20 protein-coding genes and 2 pseudogenes are annotated in these 20,339 nt (G+C 53.4%); 14 read left to right on the forward strand and 8 right to left on the reverse strand.

The window, feature by feature from the left end:
• Positions 1–24: 24 nt before the first annotated feature.
• The 4 genes from WFL93_RS13540 to WFL93_RS13555 all read right to left on the reverse strand — a co-directional run bounded on the left by WFL93_RS13540 (position 25) and on the right by WFL93_RS13555 (position 5,186).
• Positions 25–978, reverse strand: coding sequence for a sugar-binding transcriptional regulator (locus WFL93_RS13540; RefSeq protein ID WP_336778387.1), 954 nt, complete (start codon positions 976–978; stop codon positions 25–27).
• A 174-nt stretch (positions 979–1,152) separates the two neighbouring features.
• Entirely contained in the window at positions 1,153–2,091 is a 939-nt protein-coding gene (locus WFL93_RS13545; protein ID WP_336778347.1) for a sugar phosphate isomerase/epimerase family protein, read from the reverse strand.
• 10 nt (positions 2,092–2,101) lie between these two features.
• Complete coding sequence (locus WFL93_RS13550; RefSeq protein WP_336778348.1) at positions 2,102–3,628, reverse strand: glycerol-3-phosphate dehydrogenase; 1,527 nt, start codon at positions 3,626–3,628, stop codon at positions 2,102–2,104.
• Between the two features lie 10 nt (positions 3,629–3,638).
• Complete coding sequence (locus WFL93_RS13555) at positions 3,639–5,186, reverse strand: FGGY-family carbohydrate kinase (RefSeq protein WP_336778349.1); 1,548 nt, start codon at positions 5,184–5,186, stop codon at positions 3,639–3,641.
• A gap of 424 nt (positions 5,187–5,610) precedes the next feature.
• Between WFL93_RS13555 and WFL93_RS13560 the strand changes: the two genes are divergently transcribed.
• The 10 genes and pseudogenes from WFL93_RS13560 to WFL93_RS13605 all read left to right on the forward strand — a co-directional run bounded on the left by WFL93_RS13560 (position 5,611) and on the right by WFL93_RS13605 (position 14,153).
• Complete coding sequence (locus WFL93_RS13560) at positions 5,611–6,264, forward strand: DUF2291 domain-containing protein (RefSeq protein WP_336778350.1); 654 nt, start codon at positions 5,611–5,613, stop codon at positions 6,262–6,264.
• Positions 6,261–7,799 (forward strand): sugar ABC transporter ATP-binding protein, encoded by a 1,539-nt coding sequence (locus WFL93_RS13565; protein WP_049852269.1) that lies wholly within the window; start codon positions 6,261–6,263, stop codon positions 7,797–7,799. The genes WFL93_RS13560 and WFL93_RS13565 overlap by 4 nt, the downstream gene beginning before the upstream one ends.
• A 22-nt stretch (positions 7,800–7,821) precedes the next feature.
• Positions 7,822–8,877 carry an ABC transporter permease gene (locus WFL93_RS13570; RefSeq protein WP_336778351.1) on the forward strand — a complete coding sequence of 352 codons (1,056 nt, stop codon included), beginning with the start codon at positions 7,822–7,824 and terminating at the stop codon, positions 8,875–8,877.
• A 72-nt stretch (positions 8,878–8,949) separates the two neighbouring features.
• Positions 8,950–9,897 carry a D-ribose ABC transporter substrate-binding protein gene (locus WFL93_RS13575; RefSeq protein ID WP_007888383.1) on the forward strand — a complete coding sequence of 316 codons (948 nt, stop codon included), beginning with the start codon at positions 8,950–8,952 and terminating at the stop codon, positions 9,895–9,897.
• Positions 9,898–10,056: 159 nt separating this feature from the next.
• Positions 10,057–10,917, forward strand: a complete 861-nt coding sequence (locus tag WFL93_RS13580) for a DeoR/GlpR family DNA-binding transcription regulator (RefSeq protein ID WP_007888381.1) — start codon at positions 10,057–10,059, stop codon at positions 10,915–10,917.
• 174 nt (positions 10,918–11,091) lie between these two features.
• Positions 11,092–11,823, forward strand: a complete 732-nt coding sequence (locus tag WFL93_RS13585; RefSeq protein WP_036620629.1) for a YoaK family protein — start codon at positions 11,092–11,094, stop codon at positions 11,821–11,823.
• Positions 11,824–12,024: 201 nt separating this feature from the next.
• The gene (locus WFL93_RS13590; protein WP_007888377.1) at positions 12,025–12,234 is read left to right on the forward strand and encodes a glycine zipper 2TM domain-containing protein; all 210 of its coding nucleotides are present in this window, start codon (positions 12,025–12,027) and stop codon (positions 12,232–12,234) included.
• Between the two features lie 515 nt (positions 12,235–12,749).
• Positions 12,750–13,037, forward strand: a pseudogene (locus WFL93_RS13595) (helix-turn-helix domain-containing protein); the annotation flags it as partial.
• Between the two features lie 344 nt (positions 13,038–13,381).
• Positions 13,382–13,864, forward strand: a complete 483-nt coding sequence (locus WFL93_RS13600) for a MarR family winged helix-turn-helix transcriptional regulator (RefSeq protein WP_049853489.1) — start codon at positions 13,382–13,384, stop codon at positions 13,862–13,864.
• A gap of 88 nt (positions 13,865–13,952) precedes the next feature.
• On the forward strand, positions 13,953–14,153 hold the full coding sequence (locus tag WFL93_RS13605) for a hypothetical protein (RefSeq protein ID WP_007888372.1): 201 nt from the start codon (positions 13,953–13,955) through the stop codon (positions 14,151–14,153).
• A 125-nt stretch (positions 14,154–14,278) separates the two neighbouring features.
• On the opposite strand, the gene WFL93_RS13610 is transcribed toward WFL93_RS13605, so the two are convergent.
• From WFL93_RS13610 to WFL93_RS13620, 3 genes and pseudogenes are all read right to left on the reverse strand, one after another.
• Entirely contained in the window at positions 14,279–14,560 is a 282-nt protein-coding gene (locus WFL93_RS13610; protein WP_049853491.1) for a hypothetical protein, read from the reverse strand.
• Between the two features lie 170 nt (positions 14,561–14,730).
• Positions 14,731–15,630, reverse strand: a pseudogene (locus tag WFL93_RS13615) (nucleotidyl transferase AbiEii/AbiGii toxin family protein).
• Complete coding sequence (locus WFL93_RS13620) at positions 15,627–16,397, reverse strand: type IV toxin-antitoxin system AbiEi family antitoxin (protein WP_336778352.1); 771 nt, start codon at positions 16,395–16,397, stop codon at positions 15,627–15,629. The pseudogene WFL93_RS13615 and the gene WFL93_RS13620 overlap by 4 nt, the downstream one beginning before the upstream one ends.
• Positions 16,398–16,642: 245 nt before the next feature.
• On the opposite strand from WFL93_RS13620, the gene WFL93_RS13625 reads away from it, so the two are divergent.
• Positions 16,643–17,302: a DUF1345 domain-containing protein gene (locus tag WFL93_RS13625; protein ID WP_049853494.1), complete on the forward strand. Its 660-nt coding sequence runs from the start codon at positions 16,643–16,645 to the stop codon at positions 17,300–17,302.
• Between the two features lie 18 nt (positions 17,303–17,320).
• On the opposite strand, the gene WFL93_RS13630 is transcribed toward WFL93_RS13625, so the two are convergent.
• Complete coding sequence (locus WFL93_RS13630) at positions 17,321–17,629, reverse strand: hypothetical protein (RefSeq protein ID WP_336778353.1); 309 nt, start codon at positions 17,627–17,629, stop codon at positions 17,321–17,323.
• A gap of 136 nt (positions 17,630–17,765) precedes the next feature.
• Here WFL93_RS13630 and WFL93_RS13635 point away from each other — a divergent pair, with 136 nt between their 5' ends.
• The 3 genes from WFL93_RS13635 (at position 17,766) to WFL93_RS13645 (ending at position 20,290) form a co-directional block, all read left to right on the forward strand.
• Positions 17,766–18,047, forward strand: coding sequence for a VF530 family protein (locus tag WFL93_RS13635; protein WP_336778354.1), 282 nt, complete (start codon positions 17,766–17,768; stop codon positions 18,045–18,047).
• A 289-nt stretch (positions 18,048–18,336) separates the two neighbouring features.
• A complete protein-coding gene (locus WFL93_RS13640) occupies positions 18,337–19,767 on the forward strand; it encodes a purine-cytosine permease family protein (RefSeq protein WP_336778355.1) in 1,431 nt (476 codons plus the stop codon).
• Between the two features lie 118 nt (positions 19,768–19,885).
• Entirely contained in the window at positions 19,886–20,290 is a 405-nt protein-coding gene (locus tag WFL93_RS13645) for a cupin domain-containing protein (RefSeq protein WP_049853497.1), read from the forward strand.
• The last annotated feature ends 49 nt before the right edge of the window (positions 20,291–20,339 follow it).

Here is a 20,339-nt window from a genome sequence, read left to right on the forward strand (position 1 = left end):
ATACAGAGAACATTGAGGTTAAAATTACGGAACCAGCGCCTGCGCCGTCATTTCATCAGTAATCAAACCGGTAACCAATCCGCTGGCCAGCACCGCGCGAATCGCTGCGACTTTGCTGGCACCGCCGGCTAGCGCTACAATCTCAGCGCGATGTGCCAGATCCAGCTCCACCGATAGGGTGCGCGCCGTCAGGCTGGTGTGGATCATCTGTCCTTTAGCATCAAAGAAATGCCCCAGTAATTCACCCACCGCGCCGGAAGAGGAGATGTCATTGATCTCGGCTTCATCAATCATGCCGGCTTCCACCAGCTGAGCGGCAGGTTCCACCGTCCCGATGCCCACCAGTTTGACTTCACTCTGCGCCGCCATGGCAAACACTTCACTTACGCCGCGCTGCGCCAGCAAAACGTCACGATCTTCCTGCGTGTTGGCGAAAAAAGGGACCGGCATCATGTAGGCCTGCGCACCGGTTTTCTCGGCGATGCGATGCATCACATCATGCGGATTCAGTGCGTAGTTGCGGGTTAAACAACCGAGCAGCGAGACAAAACGCATATGCGGTGCGTCGATGCGCGGCAGCTGATGGATGGCAGCGGAAAGGGTGCGGCCATGTCCGAGACCCAGGGTGGTGGAGGGGGATGACGTAAGCAGGTTACGCAGGTAATCCGCGCCCGCCATGCCTAATGCGCGCACCGGCAAGCCCTCCTCGCCGAGGTCGGGCGCGACGTGGCAGAAGTTCAAGCCGAACTGCGCGCGCAGTCGATCTTCCAGTGCCACGCAGGCGACGATATCGCCATCAATCGATACTTTTACCGCGCCTTCTGCCACCATGCGCGCAATCATGCGATGGGTTTTCACCGACGGCAGGCCGAGCCGTTTCGCCACCTCAGCCTGCGTCAAACCGCCGACGTAGTGCAGCCAGGCGGCACGCAGGGCCAGAGATTCGTCGCGTTCAGTCGAGGTTGAAGCCGTTTTCATCATGTGTGCCTGTGGTTGGTTATGGTTGGGTGATGTGCGTTTTCCCCTCACCCTAACCCTCTCCCGCCGCGGGAGAGGGAACTGTCTGCTGCGGCCTGCTCGATTGGCTCCTTCTCCCGCTGGCGGGAGAAGGTTGGGATGAGGGACAGCGCGCACATCAGTGCGCACATCCCATCACTCCGCTAAATGCAGATCATGCACCCCGGTATCAATATGCCCCGCCCAGAAGGCGACGCTCTCGGCAATCTCTGCCACCACCTTGCTGTCCGTCGGTTCGCGCTCTTTGAAGCTCAATTCAAGACAGATTTCATTATCCTGCGCGCCGCCGCGCGCCAGCGCGTCCAGCAGCGGCTGCGGTTGAATGCGGCCGCCGGCATTGTACTGCAATGTAAAAGGTCTGTGTCCGCCTTTATCCAGCATGCTCTGCTTAATGTGAATGATCGGCGAGTAACGCGGCACCGCTTCCGCCCATGCGTAGGGATCGAAGTCGCGCGGGTCGGCGGAGGTCACATCGCCGTGATCGATGTCCGCCATCATCCACATTGGCAGCGCGAAAGCGTGCGCGCTCAGGCGCTGTTGCAGCGCTAAACAGGCCGGAATGGTTTCACCAAACTCGCGTCCAATACTCATTGGCTCCCAGAACAGGTATTTCAAACCGGCGGCTTTGGCATGCTCAGCCACCTCAGCCCAGCACTCAATGGCGATATCAATCAGCGCTTCGCGGCGTGCAACATGGTTGAAATCTTGCTGGGTAAAGATGGCAAACTGCGACCCCACCGCGTCACCGCCCAGTTCGGCGGTGATATCGGCGAAGGTTTTGAACCAGTTGACGTAATAGCGGCGCACTTCAACATCAGGGTGGCCAAAATGGTTAAGGCGGCCATACGGCCCGGTCATTCCCGAGGTCACGCACACGCCAGTAGCGCGCAGCGCCTGCTGCATACGCCGTGTCATGCGGGTGATGGTGGCGGCAGGCCAGCCGGGATTGATGAACTCATGCGTGAGCTGCAGATCACGGATGCGAATCTGCTGCGCCACGGTAGCGATCAAATCCTGCGGATCGGCAAAACGGTTCACCAGCGGGTTGGTATTCAGTGATAGCGTTAACGGCATGGTTCACCTCTTATCCAGCGTGTGCCCGCAGCGGCGCGGCGGCAGTGAAGGTCACGTTGAACCACTGCGTGAAGGCTTGCTGCTGTGCGTCATCCAGGTGCAACTGATGTTTGGTGCGGCGCCACAACACATCTTCCGGCTGTTGCGCCCACTCGTTTTCCACCAGATAGCGCACCTCGGCCTCAAACAGTTGCCCACCAAAGTGACGCCCCAGATCGCTCAGCGCATTGGCATGACCGATCAACTTATCGATGCGCGTGCCGTACAACCGCGCATAGTGCTTACGCAGCGGCTGTGGCAGCCACGGCCAGCGCGTCTTTATCTGCTCTAAGAAGCTGTCGAAATCGGCATTGGGCATATCGCCGCCCGGCAAGGTGGCGGCGCGCGTCCAGTCGGCGCCCATGTTAGGGAAGAAGGGTGCCAGCTTCTGTATCGCGTGCTCGGCCAGCTTACGGAAGGTGGTGATCTTGCCGCCAAACACATGCAGCAGCGGGGCGTTTTGCTGATCGTCGAGGTCGAATACATAATCACGCGTGACGGCCGACGGGTTGCCTTTGCCATCATCAAACAGCGGACGTACGCCGGAGAAGCGCGTGATCACATCGCTGGCGCGCAGTTTTACCTTGAAGTAGCGATTGACGACATCGATGAGATATTGCTGCTCGCTATCGTCAGCGGTAACCGCTTCCGCTTTGCCTTGCCACGGAATATCGGTGGTGCCGATCAGCGCTTTGTCGCCTTCATACGGGTTAATGAATATCACCCGTTTATCCGTGTTCTGCACCAGGTAAGCCTGCTGACCTTCCCAGAATTTCGGCACGATAATGTGCGAGCCTTTCACCAGGCGCACATTGCGGTTGCTTTTGGTGTGGGTGACCTGATTGACGATATCCAGCACCCACGGCCCAGCGGCATTCACCAGCACTTTGGCAAACACGGTGTGTGACGCGCCGCTGGCATCCTGTAGCGTGATCTCCCACTTGCCGTGATGCCGCGTGGCTGCGACACAGCGCGTGCGCGGCAGAATGGTGGCACCGCGCTCGGCGGCATCCAGCGCATTGAGCGTCACCAGACGTGCGTCGTCCACCCAGCAATCGGAGTATTCGAAACCTTTTTGATAGCTATCCAGCAGCGGCGCACCTTCCGGATCGCGGCGTAAATCCAGCGAACGCGTGCCCGGTAATTTCTGGCGCCCGCCAAGGTGGTCATAGAGAAACAGCCCAAGGCGCACCAGCCACGCCGGGCGATCGCTGGGGCTGTGCGGCAAAACAAAGCGCATCGGCCAGATAATGTGCGGTGCCGCGTTAAGCAAAACTTCCCGCTCGATCAGCGCCTCGCGCACCAGCCGAAACTCGTAATACTCGAGATAACGCAGCCCGCCGTGCACCAGCTTGCCAGAGCGCGATGAGGTGCCCTGCGCGAGGTCATCTTTCTCGCACATCATCACCGATAAACCGCGTCCAGCGGCATCGCGCGCAATACCTGCCCCGTTGATACCGCCACCAATCACAAATAGATCCAGCATGTGTTCACTCATGATTTACTCCTTAAAACTGTTTTAGCGCGTGCCATGCGGCAGGAAGATCGTTACGCATCTGCTGATAGGTGGGGAAAAGCTGGTTATAACGCTGCTGCAAATCGGCCGAGGGCGCTTCGGGCGCATCGAGTAACGGCATCACCCAGGTTTTGACGCAGCTCTCCATCGATGGGTAAGCCCCAATCGCCACCGCCGCCATCATGGCGGCACCCGCCGCGCCAGCTTCTTCGCGCTGGCTGATACGCACCGGTGCGCCAATACAGGCCGAAAGGATCTGCCGTAGCGGTTGTGAACGCACCGCACCGCCGGTTAAGCGAATTTCGCCCGGCAGGCTGCCCATTGCCTGATAGCAATCGCGGGCCGCCATGCCGATACCTTCGATCACCGCACGCACCAGATCGCCAAAGTTGTGGGTGTAACTCAGTCCGGTAAAACTGGCGCGCGCCTCGGCATTCACAAAGGGTCCACGCTCACCGGCAATCGAAATATAGGGGTGATAGAGCAGGCTGCCGGGCTTCGCGGCGTTGAGCCAGCGATCGATATGTCCGACTAAACGCGCGTGATCGATTTCGCAGCCAAAACTGTTCAGCAGCTCGCTGGCGAGGTTTAACAGCCAATCGAGATTAAGCGTGGACGCCATGTTGGTTTGCACCTGAGTGACATAACCCGGCCACGGCAGCGGAATCACATAGCCGGTTTGCGCCGGATTAAGCCACACCTCATCGATGGTGACGCTGCGCAGATGCACGCCGGTGGAACCGACAATCGAGCAGGCGGTATTGGCTTCACCGGTATGCACGCCCGCGCCGAGTGCTGTCATCGCCATATCGACATAGCCAAGGCAGATCGGTGTGCCGGCGCGTAAACCGGTGGCCTGCGCGGCTGCGGCGGTGAGTGGATGCGTGGTTTGCGTACCCTCGATAATCTCTGGCAGCAGCGTGCGACGATGCTCAAGTCCCAGTGCGGCTATCACCTGATCGTCATAGCGCTGGTGGCGGAAGTTGCCAAAGGTAAAGCTGGCCTCTGAAGGATCGGTGGCGCGAATGCCGGTGAGATTGAGATACAGCCAATCTTTGCAGTGCAGCGCCACTTCGCTGTTTGCCAGTTGCTCGGGGTAGAAGCGATCCATGTGCGCCAGCTGCGATCCCTGCTGGCAGGTATTGAGCCCGGTGCCGGTGGCGCTAAAGCGTGCGGCAGCTAACGGCTGCTGATTGAGTCTCTCTACCGTCGGTGCCGCGCGTGCATCCAGCCAAATCCATGCATCGCCAACCGGCTGATTATTCGCGCCCACCAGCCAGCTGCCGTCGCCCTGGGCGGTCACCGCGACAGCGACCACGCGCGCCGCCAGATTTTCCACCCGATCGCCCAACTTGCGTATCGCCGTCACCGCATCCTGCCAGGTTTGCGTCATCGACTGCTGCGCTGCGCCGCCTTCACTGCGGTAATAGCTGTTTCGTACCGATGCGCATGCCAGCTGCGTGCCTTCCAGATCAAACGCCACCGCTTTCACTACCGAGGTGCCGGAATCCAGACCCAGAATGATATCGCCACTATCCACGTACACCTCCGAGAGAAGAAGAGTTCATTTCATCGCCGTTAATCACCCCGCAAGGTGTTAACAGTCTGTGATGATTTTGCTAAATAATGTCTTACACCACTTCCCACTGAGATAACATATCGATTGTATTATTTTTCTAAAAAACGAATAAATTTCACATAAGAAAGCGAAGTCGATCACGAAATAAGCGATATAGGCGAGTAAATGAAAATGAAATATCAGGTGGAAAAGCCATGCAAGGCGCAGAAATAGCGGTTTGTGATGCGACCGACATCAATTAAGCGATCCAGATCGCTCTCCTGAAAAAATTGCGCGTCAGCTGTTGACAATTTAGTCACATCAGCACAATTCTCATCACACAAGTTATCACATTTATAACATTATCGGCGCGATTATCGCAGCTGATAGCTTGAGAGGTCACGTTATGTCCGATGTCTCGATACTGGCTCAACAGATTGCCCGTAAGCGGGTTAAGCGCTACGCGGCGATAGGCATTGTGGTGATCGCCGTTATCAGTGCGATGGCGCTCGACACCAAAGTGGTGAAAATTGGCTCCGCTGATGACGCGCAAGAGCAGGGCTTTTCGCCCGACAGCTACGGCCAGAAAACCTTCCCAACCATTCAGCAGGATGTGCAGTCACGTGCCGTAGACGCGAAAACCCTGGCCGATGCGCTACAGGCTAATCAGCAGGACGCAGTGCAGAAATATGGCGTAGGCGCGCCGCTGCCGGTGTTCGCGGTAAAACTGCAAGGCGTAGTGCTGGCGGGTCAGATGGGCATTTTTCCGCTGAAAATCGACGGATTAGCGGGGGATATGCAGGTGCGACTGCAAACCGGTCCGGCGATTACCGGCACCGATCTGCGTGACGCGAGCGGCAAGATTCAGTTCGGCGATTTCACTAACCAAATCGAGTATCAAAATGCCGGTTCAGCCATTAATCGCGCAATGAAAACCGCCGTGCTCGACCCGCTGGATCGCGACGCGCTGCCGGGGAAAACCGTGCAGGTAGTCGGCGTGTTCCGTCTGCTCAACGCGAAAAACTGGATGGTGACGCCGGTAAGCATGGAGGTGAAATGAAACCGTTCAATGTTAATCCTGCCTTGCTAAAAGGCGAGGTGATCCTGCAGGCGCGCAACATCAGCAAAATTTACGGCTCCACGCACGCGCTGAAGGGCGTCAATTTCGAGATTCGTCGTGGCGAAGTGACCACGTTGTTTGGTGAAAACGGCGCGGGTAAATCGACGCTGATGAAAATTTTGTCTGGTGTGATTACGCCAACAACCGGGGAAATTCTACTACACGGCGAAGAGAAGACGTTTCGATCCGCCACTGAAGCGCGTGACTGCGGCATCTCGATTATCCATCAAGAGCTCAACCTCGCGCCCAATATGAACGTGCGCGACAACATCTTTATGGGGCGCGAAATCATGAAGCCAGGCGGCGTCGATTACGCTGAAGAGGCGCGTGTGACGGCGCACCTGATGGCGGCGCTGGAAGAGGAGATCGATCCGCTTACGCCGGTAGAAAACCTGCGTCTCGGTCAGCAGCAGATTGTCGAAATTGCCCGCGCGCTATCGGTGAACTCACAGATTTTAATCATGGATGAACCGACGTCGGCGCTGAGCGCGGCGGAAGTAGCGGTACTGTTCCAGGTGATTCGCGATTTAACCAGCCAGGGCGTGGCGATTGTCTATATCTCGCACCATCTGGAAGAAGCGCTGGAGATTACCGACCGCGCGGTGGTGCTGCGTGACGGCGCGATGACGGCGTATGCCAAACGCGATGAGATCGACCTCGAATGGATCGTGCGCAATATGGTGGGCGACCATTTTGATCTTGGCTCGCCGCCGCAGGGTTATGAGTTCGGCCAACCGGCGTTGACGGTAAAAGATCTCACGCTGAAGAGTAAAACCGGCATCCGGCTGGTGGACAACCTGTCACTGGCGGTACGGGCCGGCGAGATCGTCTGCATTTATGGCCTGATGGGCGCCGGACGCACCGAGCTGCTGGAGTGCATCGCCGGACGTCTGCCGCAAAACAGCGGGCAGATTCTGCTGCAGGATACCGATATTTCTGCACTGACCATTTCACAACGCATTCAAATCGGGCTGGCGCTGGTGCCGGAAGATCGGCAACGCGACGGCCTGGTGCAAACCATGTCGGTGGGCGAGAACCTGTCGCTCGCCAGCATCGGCGACTTTGTGCGCGGCCTGGTGCTGTCGAGAAGTCGTGAAAAGCAGCTGGTTAACGACAGTATTCGCAATGTCACGGTGAAAACCGCCGGCGGCGAAGCGGCGATTGGGTCGCTCTCCGGTGGTAATCAGCAAAAAGTGGTGATCGGCAAGATGCTCGCCACCCGTCCTAAGGTGATTTTGCTGGATGAACCGAGTCGCGGCATCGATATCGGCGCTAAAGCGGAAGTGTTTCGCCTGCTGGCGGAGAACGCCAAAAAAGGGCTGGCGGTGGTGTATACCACGTCGGAAGTGGGCGAGTGCCTGAGTATTGCGCATCGCATTGTGGTGATGAGCAAAGGGCGCATCTCCGCCATCTTCGATGCGTCAGTCAGCAAAGAACGCATTATGGCCGCTTCAGGCGAGTCTCTGGTGGCATGACATGAAAAACGGAGCAAAACAGATGAGTGACAGAACACAAACGCTGGCTTCGCCGCCGGTGGCCGCAGCAAAAAAGCGCGATAAACAGCTCAACGTGGCGCGCCTGCTACTGGAAGGGCGTGCCTTTATCGCGCTGCTGGTGATTATCGCGACTTTCTCCTTCCTGTCGCCTAACTACTTTACCGGCGCCAACTTTCTTACCATGGCGTCACACGTGGCAATCTTCGGCTTGCCGGCGATTGGCATGCTGTTGGTGATCCTGAACGGCGGCATCGATCTCTCGGTGGGATCAACGCTCGGTCTGGCGGGCGTGATGGCCGGATTTATGATGCAGGGCATCAATCTGGAGGCGCTCGGCGTGGTGCTCTATCTGCCAGTGTGGGCGGTAGCGATTTTGACGCTGGTGGTGGGCGCGCTGGTGAGCTTAGTCAACGGCGTACTGATTGCCTGGTTCCGCGTCCCGGCGTTCGTCGCTACGCTCGGCACCATGTACGTGGCGCGCGGTATTGCGCTGCTGATCACCAACGGCCTGACTTACAACAAACTCTCTGGCAGCGAAGCGTTGGGCAATACCGGTTTCGACTGGCTTGGCTTCAACCGAATCTTCAATATCCCGGTCGGCGTGCTGGTACTCGGCGCGGTGGCGCTGGCCTGTGGCTTCCTGCTCAGCCGCTCGGCGTTTGGTCGCTGGCTCTACGCTTCAGGCGGCAATGAACGTGCTGCCGATCTGTCGGGCGTGCCGGTGAAGCGCATCAAGATCAGCGTATACGTGTTGTCCGGCGTTTGCGCCGCATTAGCTGGGCTGGTGCTCTCTTCCCAGCTCACCTCGGCAGGGCCAACGGCGGGTACCACCTACGAGCTAACGGCAATTGCCGCCGTGGTGATTGGTGGCGCGGCCTTAACCGGTGGACGCGGTAACGTGCGCGGCACGCTGCTTGGCGCGTTCGTGATTGGTTTTCTCTCTGATGGCCTGGTGATTATCGGCGTCTCTGCTTACTGGCAGACGGTGTTCACTGGTGCCGTGATCGTGCTAGCGGTATTGCTCAATACCTTGCAATACGGGCGGCGCGCTCGCTAATTCACGCACGCTGCTTCAGCAGCATGCGGATATCCGTAAAACCTGTACCCCAATAATAACGGAGCACCTACTATGTTCACAAAACGTCTCTTCATCGCTGCTGCGGCGATGGCCATTACCACCTTTGCGGCACCCACCTGGGCCGACAACGGCTTAATGACCATCATCGTTAACGATCCCTCTAACCCTTACTGGCTGACAGAAGGTCAGGTGGCGCAAAAGGCCGCTGAAAAGCTCGGCTACAGCGCCAAAGTAAGCGCGCACAAAGGAGACACCAACACCGAAAGCCAATTGATTGATACGGCGATCACCAACAAATCCAAAGCGATTATTCTCGACCCGGCTAACGCCGATGGATCGGTGGGATCGGTGAAAAAGGCCATCGCCGCCAATATTCCCGTGTTTATCATTAACGCCGAGCTTAATCAGAGCGGCCTCGCCAAAGCGCAGCTGGTCTCGAATAACGCCCAGGGCGCCGCGGTCGGCGCGATGGAGTGGGTGAAGCAGGTGGGCGATACCGCGAACTATGTTGAGCTGGTTGGCCCGCCATCGGATAACAATGCCGCCACCCGCGCCAACGGTTTTGATACCGTATTGACGCAATACCCGACCCTGAAAAAAGTCGGCCAGGAAGTGGCCAACTGGGATCGTACCCAAGGCTTCAATAAGATGCAGTCGCTGCTGCAGGCCAATCCCAACATTAAAGGCGTGATCAGCGGCAACGACGAGATGGCGCTGGGCGCCATTGCTGCACTGAAAGAGGCGGGCAAGCTGAATCAGATTAAAGTTGGCGGCTTTGACGGATCGCCTGATGCGGTTGACGCCGTGAAAGCCGGCACGCTGGCCTACACCGTGATGCAGCCGGTGGCACAGTTCGCGCAGAAAGCGGTAGAGCAGGCGGACAGTTTCCTGAAAACCGGTAAAACCGGTGCCGCATCCGAGAAGCAGCTGTTTGACTGCATCCTGATCACCAAAGAGAACGCCGGCAACTTCGCCTCGCCGTTTGTGTTGAAGCAGTAAGTTACAGAGCGCGCAGTCCTGTAGCGGCGCGATTCATCGCGCAATAAATTGCGCCGCTACGGTACGTGCGATCATCATTACCTGTCGTCATTTGCCAAAACCTTATTTAAACGCTGTAATAAGTGCCGAACCCGCTTTTCGCTTCACACCGGATGAAATATGGCGCACAACCCGCAGGACTCTTCCCTTGGCGTTTTTATGGCCGAAACCCTCCCCAGCGATAGCCGTCAGGCCCGCCAGCTGGCGCGTCGCCAATTGATCGCTGAAGCGGTAATGGCTGAAGGGGCGATTCGCATCGAAGATATTACCGATCGCTTCGGCATCAGTTTGATGACCGCACATCGGGATATCGATGAGATGGTGGAGCGTGGGCTGCTGCATAAATCTCGCGGCGTGGTTTCAGCCACGCCAACCAGCCTCGTCGAATCCAGTGATATTTATCGTGCTACGCGCCAGCTGGAAGAGAAGCAGGCCATTGCCGATGTGGCCGCGACCTATCTGGAGCCGGGCCAGGCCATTTTTCTTGATGATTCCACCACCGTATTGCAGATGGCGCGGCTGCTGGCCGCACGTGCGCCGCTGACGGTGATCACCAACTCGCTAACCTTAATGAACGAGCTGCGCAACGGCCGTGATATCACCTTAATGGGGCTGGGCGGACAGTTTTATCACTGGTGCAATGCCTTTATGGGCCGCATGACGCGCGAAGAGATTGCCAGCCTGCGGGCCGACGTGTTTTTCGTCAGCATGTCGGCGATTATCGACGACGCGGTGTTTCATCAGTCCGCTGAGACGGTAGAAACCAAACGTGCGATGTTTGATGCGGCGCAGAAACGCATTTTGATGATGGATGATACAAAGTTTGAACGTCGGGCGCTGCATCGCTTTGCGCATCTCAGTGAATTCGACGTGGTGATTGTCAATCAGGGCACGCCGGTACCGATTCTGCGCCGTATGCAGGATTTGGGCGTCAACGTCGTAGTGGCACCGATGAAAATAGCCAGCCACGTTCCATCGTAAGCAATGCATTATCACGCTGCGTCTCTTTACATTTATTTAAATATATCGAGACTTAATTGCTTTTTTTAGTTTCTTTAACACTCTTGTTAATTATTCAGGGGTTTCCTGGTCATTATATTGCCAATTTGCTCTACGTTTACTATTCGGCCAAATTTCAGAATGATGGGGTATCTGATGCTGATTAAACTTAAACGTACGCGCACGCATGATGAGGATCGCAATCTGGCGATGTGGTTAGCCACCGCCGCTGGAGTGCTCAATGCGATCGCCCTCGGGGCATTTGGTTTTTTCCCCTCACACATGTCAGGCAATACCTCACAATTATCCAGTGAAGTGTCGAACGTTAATTTCCGCGACATCACCTTTTTAGCTACCATTCTGTTTGCTTTTGTTTGTGGTGCGGTCACCGCCAGAATGGTGGTGATTAGCGGATTGGCCAATGGCAACCGGATTATTTTCTGCCAGATTCTCTGGGTGGAAGGGCTGGCATTAATATTATTATCACTGTTTGAAATGTTCTTTTATTCATCGGCCAATAATCGCGAAGTTATTGTCATTCTGGGCTTCCTGATGGGCATACATAATTCAACATCGACGCAATTATCCAATGGCCGCGTACGCTCAACCCATATTACCGGCACCTTAACCGATGCCGGGATTTCTCTGGCTTCGGTCATAGCGGCGCTGTTTCGGCGCGATCCGTCGAAAAACGTATCCGGGCAGAAACGCCAGCTGTGGACGCATCTGACCACCATTTTCTCCTTCCTGATCGGTGGCATTGTCGGTTTGATGATGTTCAAACATCTCGGCTTTAAAGCCATGGCGATGGTTGGTGCCATTCTGTTGATAGTCGCCACGCTGGCGATGGTGAGAACGGTGGTGCGGGTAAAGCGCACGGCGGCATAACCTGGTGATGACGAGCAAAGCGGCTCCGCTTAAGCCGCTTTGCTAGTGCCAGCTTCAAATAGGAATTTTTACCTTCCGCAGCGTCTGAAAACCCCTTAAATTCACGCCGACGAGCAGTGCCAGTCACAACAGATTGGGTATTTTAACAACAATCAAATAAACACTGTTGCATGCCATAAAATAATGGCAGTGAGGCTTTGTATGCTTTTAAAACGCAGCTGTAAAATTGCTATGGTTATGTTGGTGATGTTTTCGGTGACCGCTTGCGGCATGTCTCATCGTGGCAGAAACACCGCGATTGGTGCCGGTGTCGGTGCCGTAGGCGGCGCGGTATTAACCGGCGGCAGCACCTTCGGCACGCTCGGTGGCGCAGCGATTGGTGGTTTGATCGGACATGAAGTGAGCCGTTAATTTTTTACCGATGAGATTCGCTGCCTTATTTAGCGGCAGCGAATCAGAGTTCTGATTATTACCTGCCTTTAAACATCCCCGGTTATTTTGATTACCCAAAATCCAGACTAAAAATACAAACACGCCAAATCCAACGAGATTGGCGAAGCAGGGCGCGCATCGCTGGCCGAGATTAGACGAGCGTTAACTTCTTTGTCATAAATAACACGCCAAAAATTCTGAATTGTCCTTTACCCAGCGATGGTTCGGCGTATGAAGAGTAAACACTTATCGAGCCGAATTTATTCAATCTATTTTTCAGGGCGGCGAAAGTTGGCAGGCGTCGTTAAGGGCAGGAGATAAGGTTTGTTGGGCCTGAGTGCGCATTGGCATATCTCATTTAACATAATCATGATTATGCGCACTTAGATTGTAGGTGCTATTTGATAATGTCACTTTTTAGCTAGTTCATAATGTCACCCAGATACGGCGCGTTTACTACCTTTTCTGGCAGATCTCTGCTGATGCTGGTGACCATGTCGAACAAAGAACTTCACCGTCTTTCCGTGATTCAGGCTGTTATCGAAAAACGCCTGCGTCGTTGTGATGCTGCTTCACAGTTACAGCTTACTGAACGTCAGGTTCAGTGGCTTATGAACCGCTATCGCGAGTCCGGCGCTGCCGGGCTGACGAATGCGCGTCGCGATAAACCTGGCACGCACCGGATTGCTGATGCATTGCGCTGCCAGATACTGACGCTGCTACGCGAAAATTACGTCGGTTTCGCGCCCACACTTGCCGCAAAAACGCTCCAGCCGCGTCACGGTTTTACACCGTTCCGTTTGAGACATTATGCCGCCACCAGACTCTGAACGTGGCACGCTCAACGCCATCCGGATTTTTCAGCCGGACATCCTCTCAGTCAGGCAACATGAAATTGAAGCAAACCATGTTAAATAGCTGATTAATAACCCTAATCCACGCCAAAAGCCCCATCCAATTTAAATTGACTTCAATCTAATTTATGTCAATATACTTGTCGCCAACAGGAAGGCTTTTATCGTCTTTTTTCCTTTGTGCCTGTCGTAAAAAGAGTGATACGTAATCAGAGTGCTGGGGATCTTCGTGGTTTCTACGGGAGCTGCCCCGGTCGAGAATTAGTGGTGATATGAAAGAGTTAAACGATGAAGTGTGCTGTACAGGCCCAGAAAATGAAGCACCGGTTACCGTCGATCAGTTTCTGTGCTTTGCACTTTATTCCGCATCCCTTGCGATGACTAAACTTTATCAATCAAGACTAAAGCCCCTTGGCCTGACATATCCCCAATATCTGGTGATGCTCGCACTGTGGGAAAAAGATAATGTCACGGTTTCAGATTTAGGCGCACGCGTTCAGCTCGATTCAGGAACACTCAGCCAATTGTTAAAACGGCTTGAGCAGAGCGGCGTGATCTGCAGAACGCGAGATGTGGGACGCGATGAGCGCAGAGTACTGATTTCTGTTACCGCGCAGGGTCAACAATTGAAAATTGAGGCTGCCGGCGTTCCCGCCGACATGGTGTCAGTGATGGATACACCTTATGAGGAACTGGCGGATTTGACCGTGAGAGTTGCCGAGTTGCGTAAAAAACTTATTAGGGCACTCCCCTGACGGGCTTTGAGCATAGGGAAGTCATTCATTCACCTAACTATTTTGGAACAGGCTGTAATTTTATCAGCTAATGAACTCAGGAGTTTTTATGTCATTTGATAAATCAGAAAATATGGATGACATTCATGCGGTAATTGGTCATGCAGTCTCATGCTTGCTTAAATCCGATCAACCTTTGCAAATTGACCTGATCACCGCGCTTTTGAAACAACATGAAGAACAAGCGCCGATTCAGCTCAAAAGAGGTTATGTTGACGCCATGGGCAAAATCGCGGAAAAGATGAGCTAATAAAAGGCGTTGAGCAATGCGTCGATACCTCACGAGGTGTGCCCTTTGCCCTATTCCTGCTGTTCACTGAATTGGTATTACAATTAACAAAAGCGTTGGCATATTAGTTAAAGCAGAGCCTTAAATCAGTGCTTTTTATCATCCCGAGCATAGTTTTGATGACTAAACGTAGCATCTCCGAAATCCCGCTCAATACTCAACTTGTTTGTCCTGACGCTATGGCTTCTTATCTCCGTCAACGCGTATTGACAGGCCGCCTTCTTGTAACTTTCTTCTTCTGTTTCCGCCATAAACTCGAGTTTTGCAATGAGTGCCACAGGCGATATCGCAATGCCATCTTCTAAAAGCGCCAGAAGAGCCTCGCCAATCATTCTGTCTTTCATCAGTTCATCGTAACTTCTATTCATCAAGATCTCTGTATTGTCACTGTTTCCCAGGCATGAGCGCGTTAGCAATGGTGTTGTTCTGTCTCGCAAAATCAACATGCGTTGGTCAGGTTAAGAGAAAAATATTGTTTTGTAAAACTGAATCCGTTGCGACGTGCGGCGGTTGCAGCCTGGTGCAGGAAATACGCTATTTACAGCCTGAATGCCACTTCCAGTTTATCGATATGAGCCTGCCATTCTGCCGGTTTTTTCTTCTGGAAAGTTTCCAGGTTAAACAGTTTCCATTTCACTGATGGGAAATCCTGGAAGTTATAAAGCGTCCAGTCAGGTTCCAAGCGATTGAAACGCAGAAGAAATGATTTGTCTTCAGGTGTCAGACTCTTGCGTATTATCCTGATGAGCTCGTCTCTCGTATGTTCATAATCTACATAGCTAAATGGAATATTACTCATGCCTATAAACTGGTTTTCAAAGGCACTGCGTTGATCCTGCAAATGAGGATCCAACATTTCATGCATTGGTCGCGTGCTGCTGGCCAAGCCATAAATAAGACCGCGTTTTATCTCATCATTGAAGCCTTCGCTTTCAAGCATCAGTTTTACGTCAAATAAATCGCGCGGATGCTGTCTATCGAGTGCCGCACAGAGCTTACCGCCGTAAAGCTGGGATTTTGATACCACCCGGATCGAACAGAAAGCGTCAAATGTCTCCTGTGCCAGTTCGCACAATGGCATTTTCACTGGCTCGGCGATCAGCCCCCTGCCAACCATGTTGACCTCAAGTTTGATCAGCACATCATTTTCTGTCACCTGCAATTTGCAGACATCTGCCCGGTGCTGAACTTGTATGCTGCCTTTCAGTACCTGAATGTTTCTCTGTACGCGTTGCAATGCCTGATTTATACCTGCCAGACTTTCAGCACGTTCGACAATAGGTACTTAGGTAAGGTCGATATCAACCGAAAGCCTTGGCATGTCACGGTAGAACAAATTGATCGCGGTGCCGCCATGCATCGCAAAGCACGCTTCTTTAGCGACTTCCGGCAGCACATCCAGCAGCAGCTGGACTTGTTTTCTGTAGGTATCCTTCATTGGCCTGACTCCAGTTCCCTTGGAATGGTTATCTGATATTTATTACTCAAACTACCGCCTGGAACGATGACTCTTTTACCACTTCCCAGGTTAATATTTTCGGTTTTTAGAAAACTGAACCAGTCATGACCGGCTTTCTCTGCCATGTAGAGGAAGAGCCTTTTTACTTTTATCGACGTGCAGCTTTCAAGCAGCTTTTGCACGGTGAGTGGCCGCAAATTATTTAAGCCCTCCATCAGCTCGAAGACTTCCATCAACGGCTGGTGATCGGGTGCCAGATAAAGGCATTCCATAATGGCTCGAGCCGGGCTCGATACCTTTACTTTGAATGACTTATGCTCCATCTCAATCAGTCCGAGGCTCGGAGGTAGAAAACCCGACGACTTGCAGTCTATTTGCATACTCCAGTCATAACTCTCATACCATTTGGGCAGCTTCTCCCCAGGCGGACCGAAAAGCATCACGCGATTTTCATTCAGGCCCAGATAATGTGATTTGCCCTGGAGAGCAAGTGCCGTTTTGGCAGCAGGATGGATTGCCATTCCCAGCTGTGACTGTAGAGCATAGAGTCCGCCAAGGTAGTCAACTCTGTCGCCCTTGCGTATCACCGCGCCCGTTCCAATTGACTGAAACCACTGGCTTTTACGGTACTGCTTCTGCAACTCCAGGCTGTATCCCTGCTCTATCAGCCACGCGGAGGTAAGCACCACTCCAGCAGGAATGGTGCTCAACAGATGGTTTAATTTTGATGGTTTTAGGGTAGTCATAATGCTTTTATAGATTATTTTTCAAACCATAGCAAACTTTTGGTTTGAAAATATAATTATTAAGGTATTAAAGGTACCCTTTAGAAAATTTATTTAAACTATTCATTGGGAATTGGTTTGTGGTAAGGCTAGGTTTGGCATATAGCGCTGGAGCGCCGTCATTCATTTAAATCTCGCCCGCCACTCCCTAAGGTGCGCCTTCAGCTACAGTTAACATCATCAACCATTTCAGAACGATGACCTGCATGAGCGCTTCATTAACCACTCACCTGTTCGCCCGTTTGCGGCTACTGATTTCAATTATTGCTGGCGTCATTTGTTATTACGCACTTCCGGCGCAGTTAGGCGTGATGCAGCGCATGTTAATTGGCTGGAATGCTTTGGCGTGGTTATATCTGTTTTTTATCTGGTTTCGCATGTTGCGCACCGAGGGGAAAGATATTCAGCGCATTGCCAAAATACAGGACCAAAGCGCCGCTTTGGTGTTAGGCATGGTGATTTTTGCTTGTATGATCAGTATCGTCGCGATTCTGAGTGAGCTTTCATCTCTGCACACTCTCACGGGAACGCCGCGCGCGCTGCATTTACTGCTGACGGCGATGACGCTGATTGTGTCGTGGGCATTACTGCCCAGTTCCTTTGCAATGCACTATGCCCACCATCACTATCTGCACCGCAGCAAAGACGTCACGCCGATGATCTTCCCGGAAAAGCCTGACGATCCCGACTACTGGGATTTTATCTACTTCGCCTTCACCATCGCCGTCGCGTCGCAAACAGCGGATGTTGCCACCGGCACCACGGAAATGCGTAAAATTACGCTGTTGCAATCGGTCATCTCGTTTATCTTCAATCTGGCGATATTGGGGTTATCGGTAAACGTGGGTGCCGGATTGCTGAGTTGAGCCAGCAACAGCAGCGGATTAACGGCGACCTTTAATCACTGACGCTTTCCAGTTGAAATCGCTGACTTCGCTCTCTTTCAACGATTCCGGTTTCTTGCGGCGGGTCGGCGTTTTTTTGGCTTTTTCCGCGATGGCTTTCTCTTTTGCCAGTTTCGTGGTCATAACCTGTTGCCGGGCTTCTGCCGTGAACTCTTTCTCTTTTTTGGCGTCCGGCTCTTTGCCGGTGCGCTGGCGATACTTGTCTACCAATCCGCGCATCACCTCTTCTACCGCCACGCGTTCATTGAGATTGAATTGATCGATGGAAATCATTTTCTTGTCGTTCATAGCGTATCGTCCATTAGTGAATTCGCAGCCACAAGTGTACAGCATTGAGGTGGAATTACCGGCAATGAAGATCGCCCCATTGCCGCTAGCCTGGCTTTCTTGTAACCTTCCCCGTCACCATTTTTAAGGAATTTCTATGAACGATCATCGCTCTAAAGACCCGTTGCACGGCGTAACGCTTGAGATGCAAATCAATGCGCTGGTCGCTCATTATGGCTGGGCTGCACTGGCTAAGCTGATTAATATCAACTGCTTTAAAAGCGATCCCAGTGTTAAATCAAGCCTGAAATTTTTGCGCCGCACGCCGTGGGCACGCGCTGAAGTGGAAGCGCTGTACCTGGATTCACTGGACGATTTCGCCGCTAATAAAAGCGATGATGCCGAACCCAATCCCTGGACGATGGGTCGCGCCAAGTAATTTCAGGCGACAATCCCGCCAACGCTACGTGAAATCTTAGTAATAATCCCCCTGCGCTTTTTCCAGAATTCACGTAGCAGCGTCATTAAACTCACGCACTTTCCCTGCGCGTAATACCACGCAAAACTTCATAACCTTGCCCGCGTCATCACATTTTCCAATGGCTGAGCATATTGTAAGTTTCCATTCTGCATGCCAGTATCGATACATGTATATACATGTATCACCAAGAGATCTCACATCCTACTAACAATAATTCGCCACTCTTAGACGCTTCAGCGAGGAAACTATGTCAGCCGAATCACCTGCAGCAGATTACGCGGGCGCGGATAAACAGCGCCTGTCAGAAACGCGGTCCATTGATTACATTCCACCAGGCGAACGTCACGGCCATCCGTTCAGCCAGTTCACCCTGTGGTTTGGCGGTAACTTGCAAATCACCGCCATTGTGACGGGCGCGCTGGCCGTGGTGTTGGGCGGCGATGTGGTGTGGTCGATTATTGGTTTACTGGTTGGGCAGATTGTCGGTGCAGCGATCATGTCACTGCACGCCATCCAGGGGCCGCGCCTGGGATTACCGCAAATGATCACCAGCCGCATGCAGTTTGGCGTTTATGGTGCGGTGATTCCGTTAGTGCTGGTTTGTATTATGTACGTCGGATTTTCTGCCAGCGGCACGGTGCTGGCCGGCCAGGCGCTGGCTAAACTGATCAATACCAGCAATGCGGCTGGCATGATGCTGTTCAGTGCCATCATTGTGGTGATTGCGGTGCTGGGGTATCGCGTCATTCATAAGCTCGGTAAAGTGGCCAGCGTGATTGGCGTCCTCGCCTTTATTTATCTGTTCATCACGCTACTCTCCAGTCATGACTTATCAGCGGTATGGCAAAACCAGCATTTCACTGTCGCCAATTTCTTACTGGCCGTATCGCTCTCCTCCTCATGGCAGATTGCATTTTGCCCGTACGTCTCTGACTATTCGCGCTATTTACCCGAAAATGTCTCAGCGAAGCAACTGTTCAGCAGCGTGTTCTTCGGCACGGTTTTAGGCACTCAGGCTTCAATGACCTTAGGTGTGATCGTCGCAGCCATTGCGGGTAAGGCTTTTTCAGGGAATGAAGTCGGCTATATCGTCAGTTTAGGCAGCAGCGCGACCATGGCGATGGTGATCTATTTCGCGATCTGTTTTGGCAAGATCACCTTTACTACCCTGAACGCCTACGGCAGCTTTATGTCGCTCACCACCATCGTCTCAGGATTTCGGCAGAAAACCTCGCTCAGCCGCGCGGGTCGTATCCTGTTTGTGGTACTGATGGTGACGATCTCTTGCGTCATTGCGTTGATTAGCGAACCGGCATTTCTTAAATCTTTTACCCATTTCCTGCTGTTTTTGCTGGCCTTTTTCGTACCGTGGAGCGCGATTAGCCTGACGGATTTCTATTTGATCACCAAAGGAAAGGTCGATGTCCCGGCGCTTTCTCAGCCGCACGGTCGCTACGGCCGCTGGAACTGGGCGGGCATTATTGTCTACTTCTGCGGCGTGCTGGTACAGCTGCCGTTTATTGATAACCCGCTGCATCACGGATCATTAACCTGGATCTTCGCGGGGAATGATGTGTCATGGATTATTGGCTGGTTTGTTACTGCACTGCTGTGGCTCATCGCCAGCAAGTTCGATCGTCGCGGCCGACTGATGCAATCTGTTTACCCCAATCAGTGACGTTGTCACCGAAATTGCATTAATGAATGGCGCTCACAAGTGTATTCTGCTGTGAGCGCATTATCATTCCATCGCCCCGCCGCTACACTTTATCCACGCTGCATTTATGGAGAAAAAGATGAACGAGCAATTTGACGGCAATGGTATTTTCCCGAAAGGGCCAAAAAACGACGCATTGGCACAGTATTTTACCGGTACCAGCTATCTAAACATGCTGACAACCGAAGGCGTCACGATCGGTAATGTGGTGTTTGAACCGGGTTGCCGTAACAACTGGCATATCCATCATGGGGGTGGCCAGATCTTGCTGGTGACCGGCGGACGCGGTTGGTATCAGGCCTGGAACCAACCGGCGCGTCAGTTAGTGGCTGGCGACGTGGTTAACATTCCTGCTGGATTGAAGCACTGGCATGGCGCCGCAGCGGACAGCTGGTTCGCCCACATTGCCATCGCGGTGCCGGCCGAAGGCGCCTCTAACGAGTGGCTGGAACCTGTCTCTGACGAGCATTATCAGCAGCTTTGATGGGTTAATGATGCGAACCTGGTCGCCATCAATGCCGACCAGGTTGGCA

Origin of the sequence: Pantoea sp. USHLN256, from assembly GCF_037149875.1 — a bacterium.
In the GTDB taxonomy this organism is placed as follows: Bacteria; Pseudomonadota; Gammaproteobacteria; order Enterobacterales; family Enterobacteriaceae; genus Pantoea; species Pantoea nemavictus.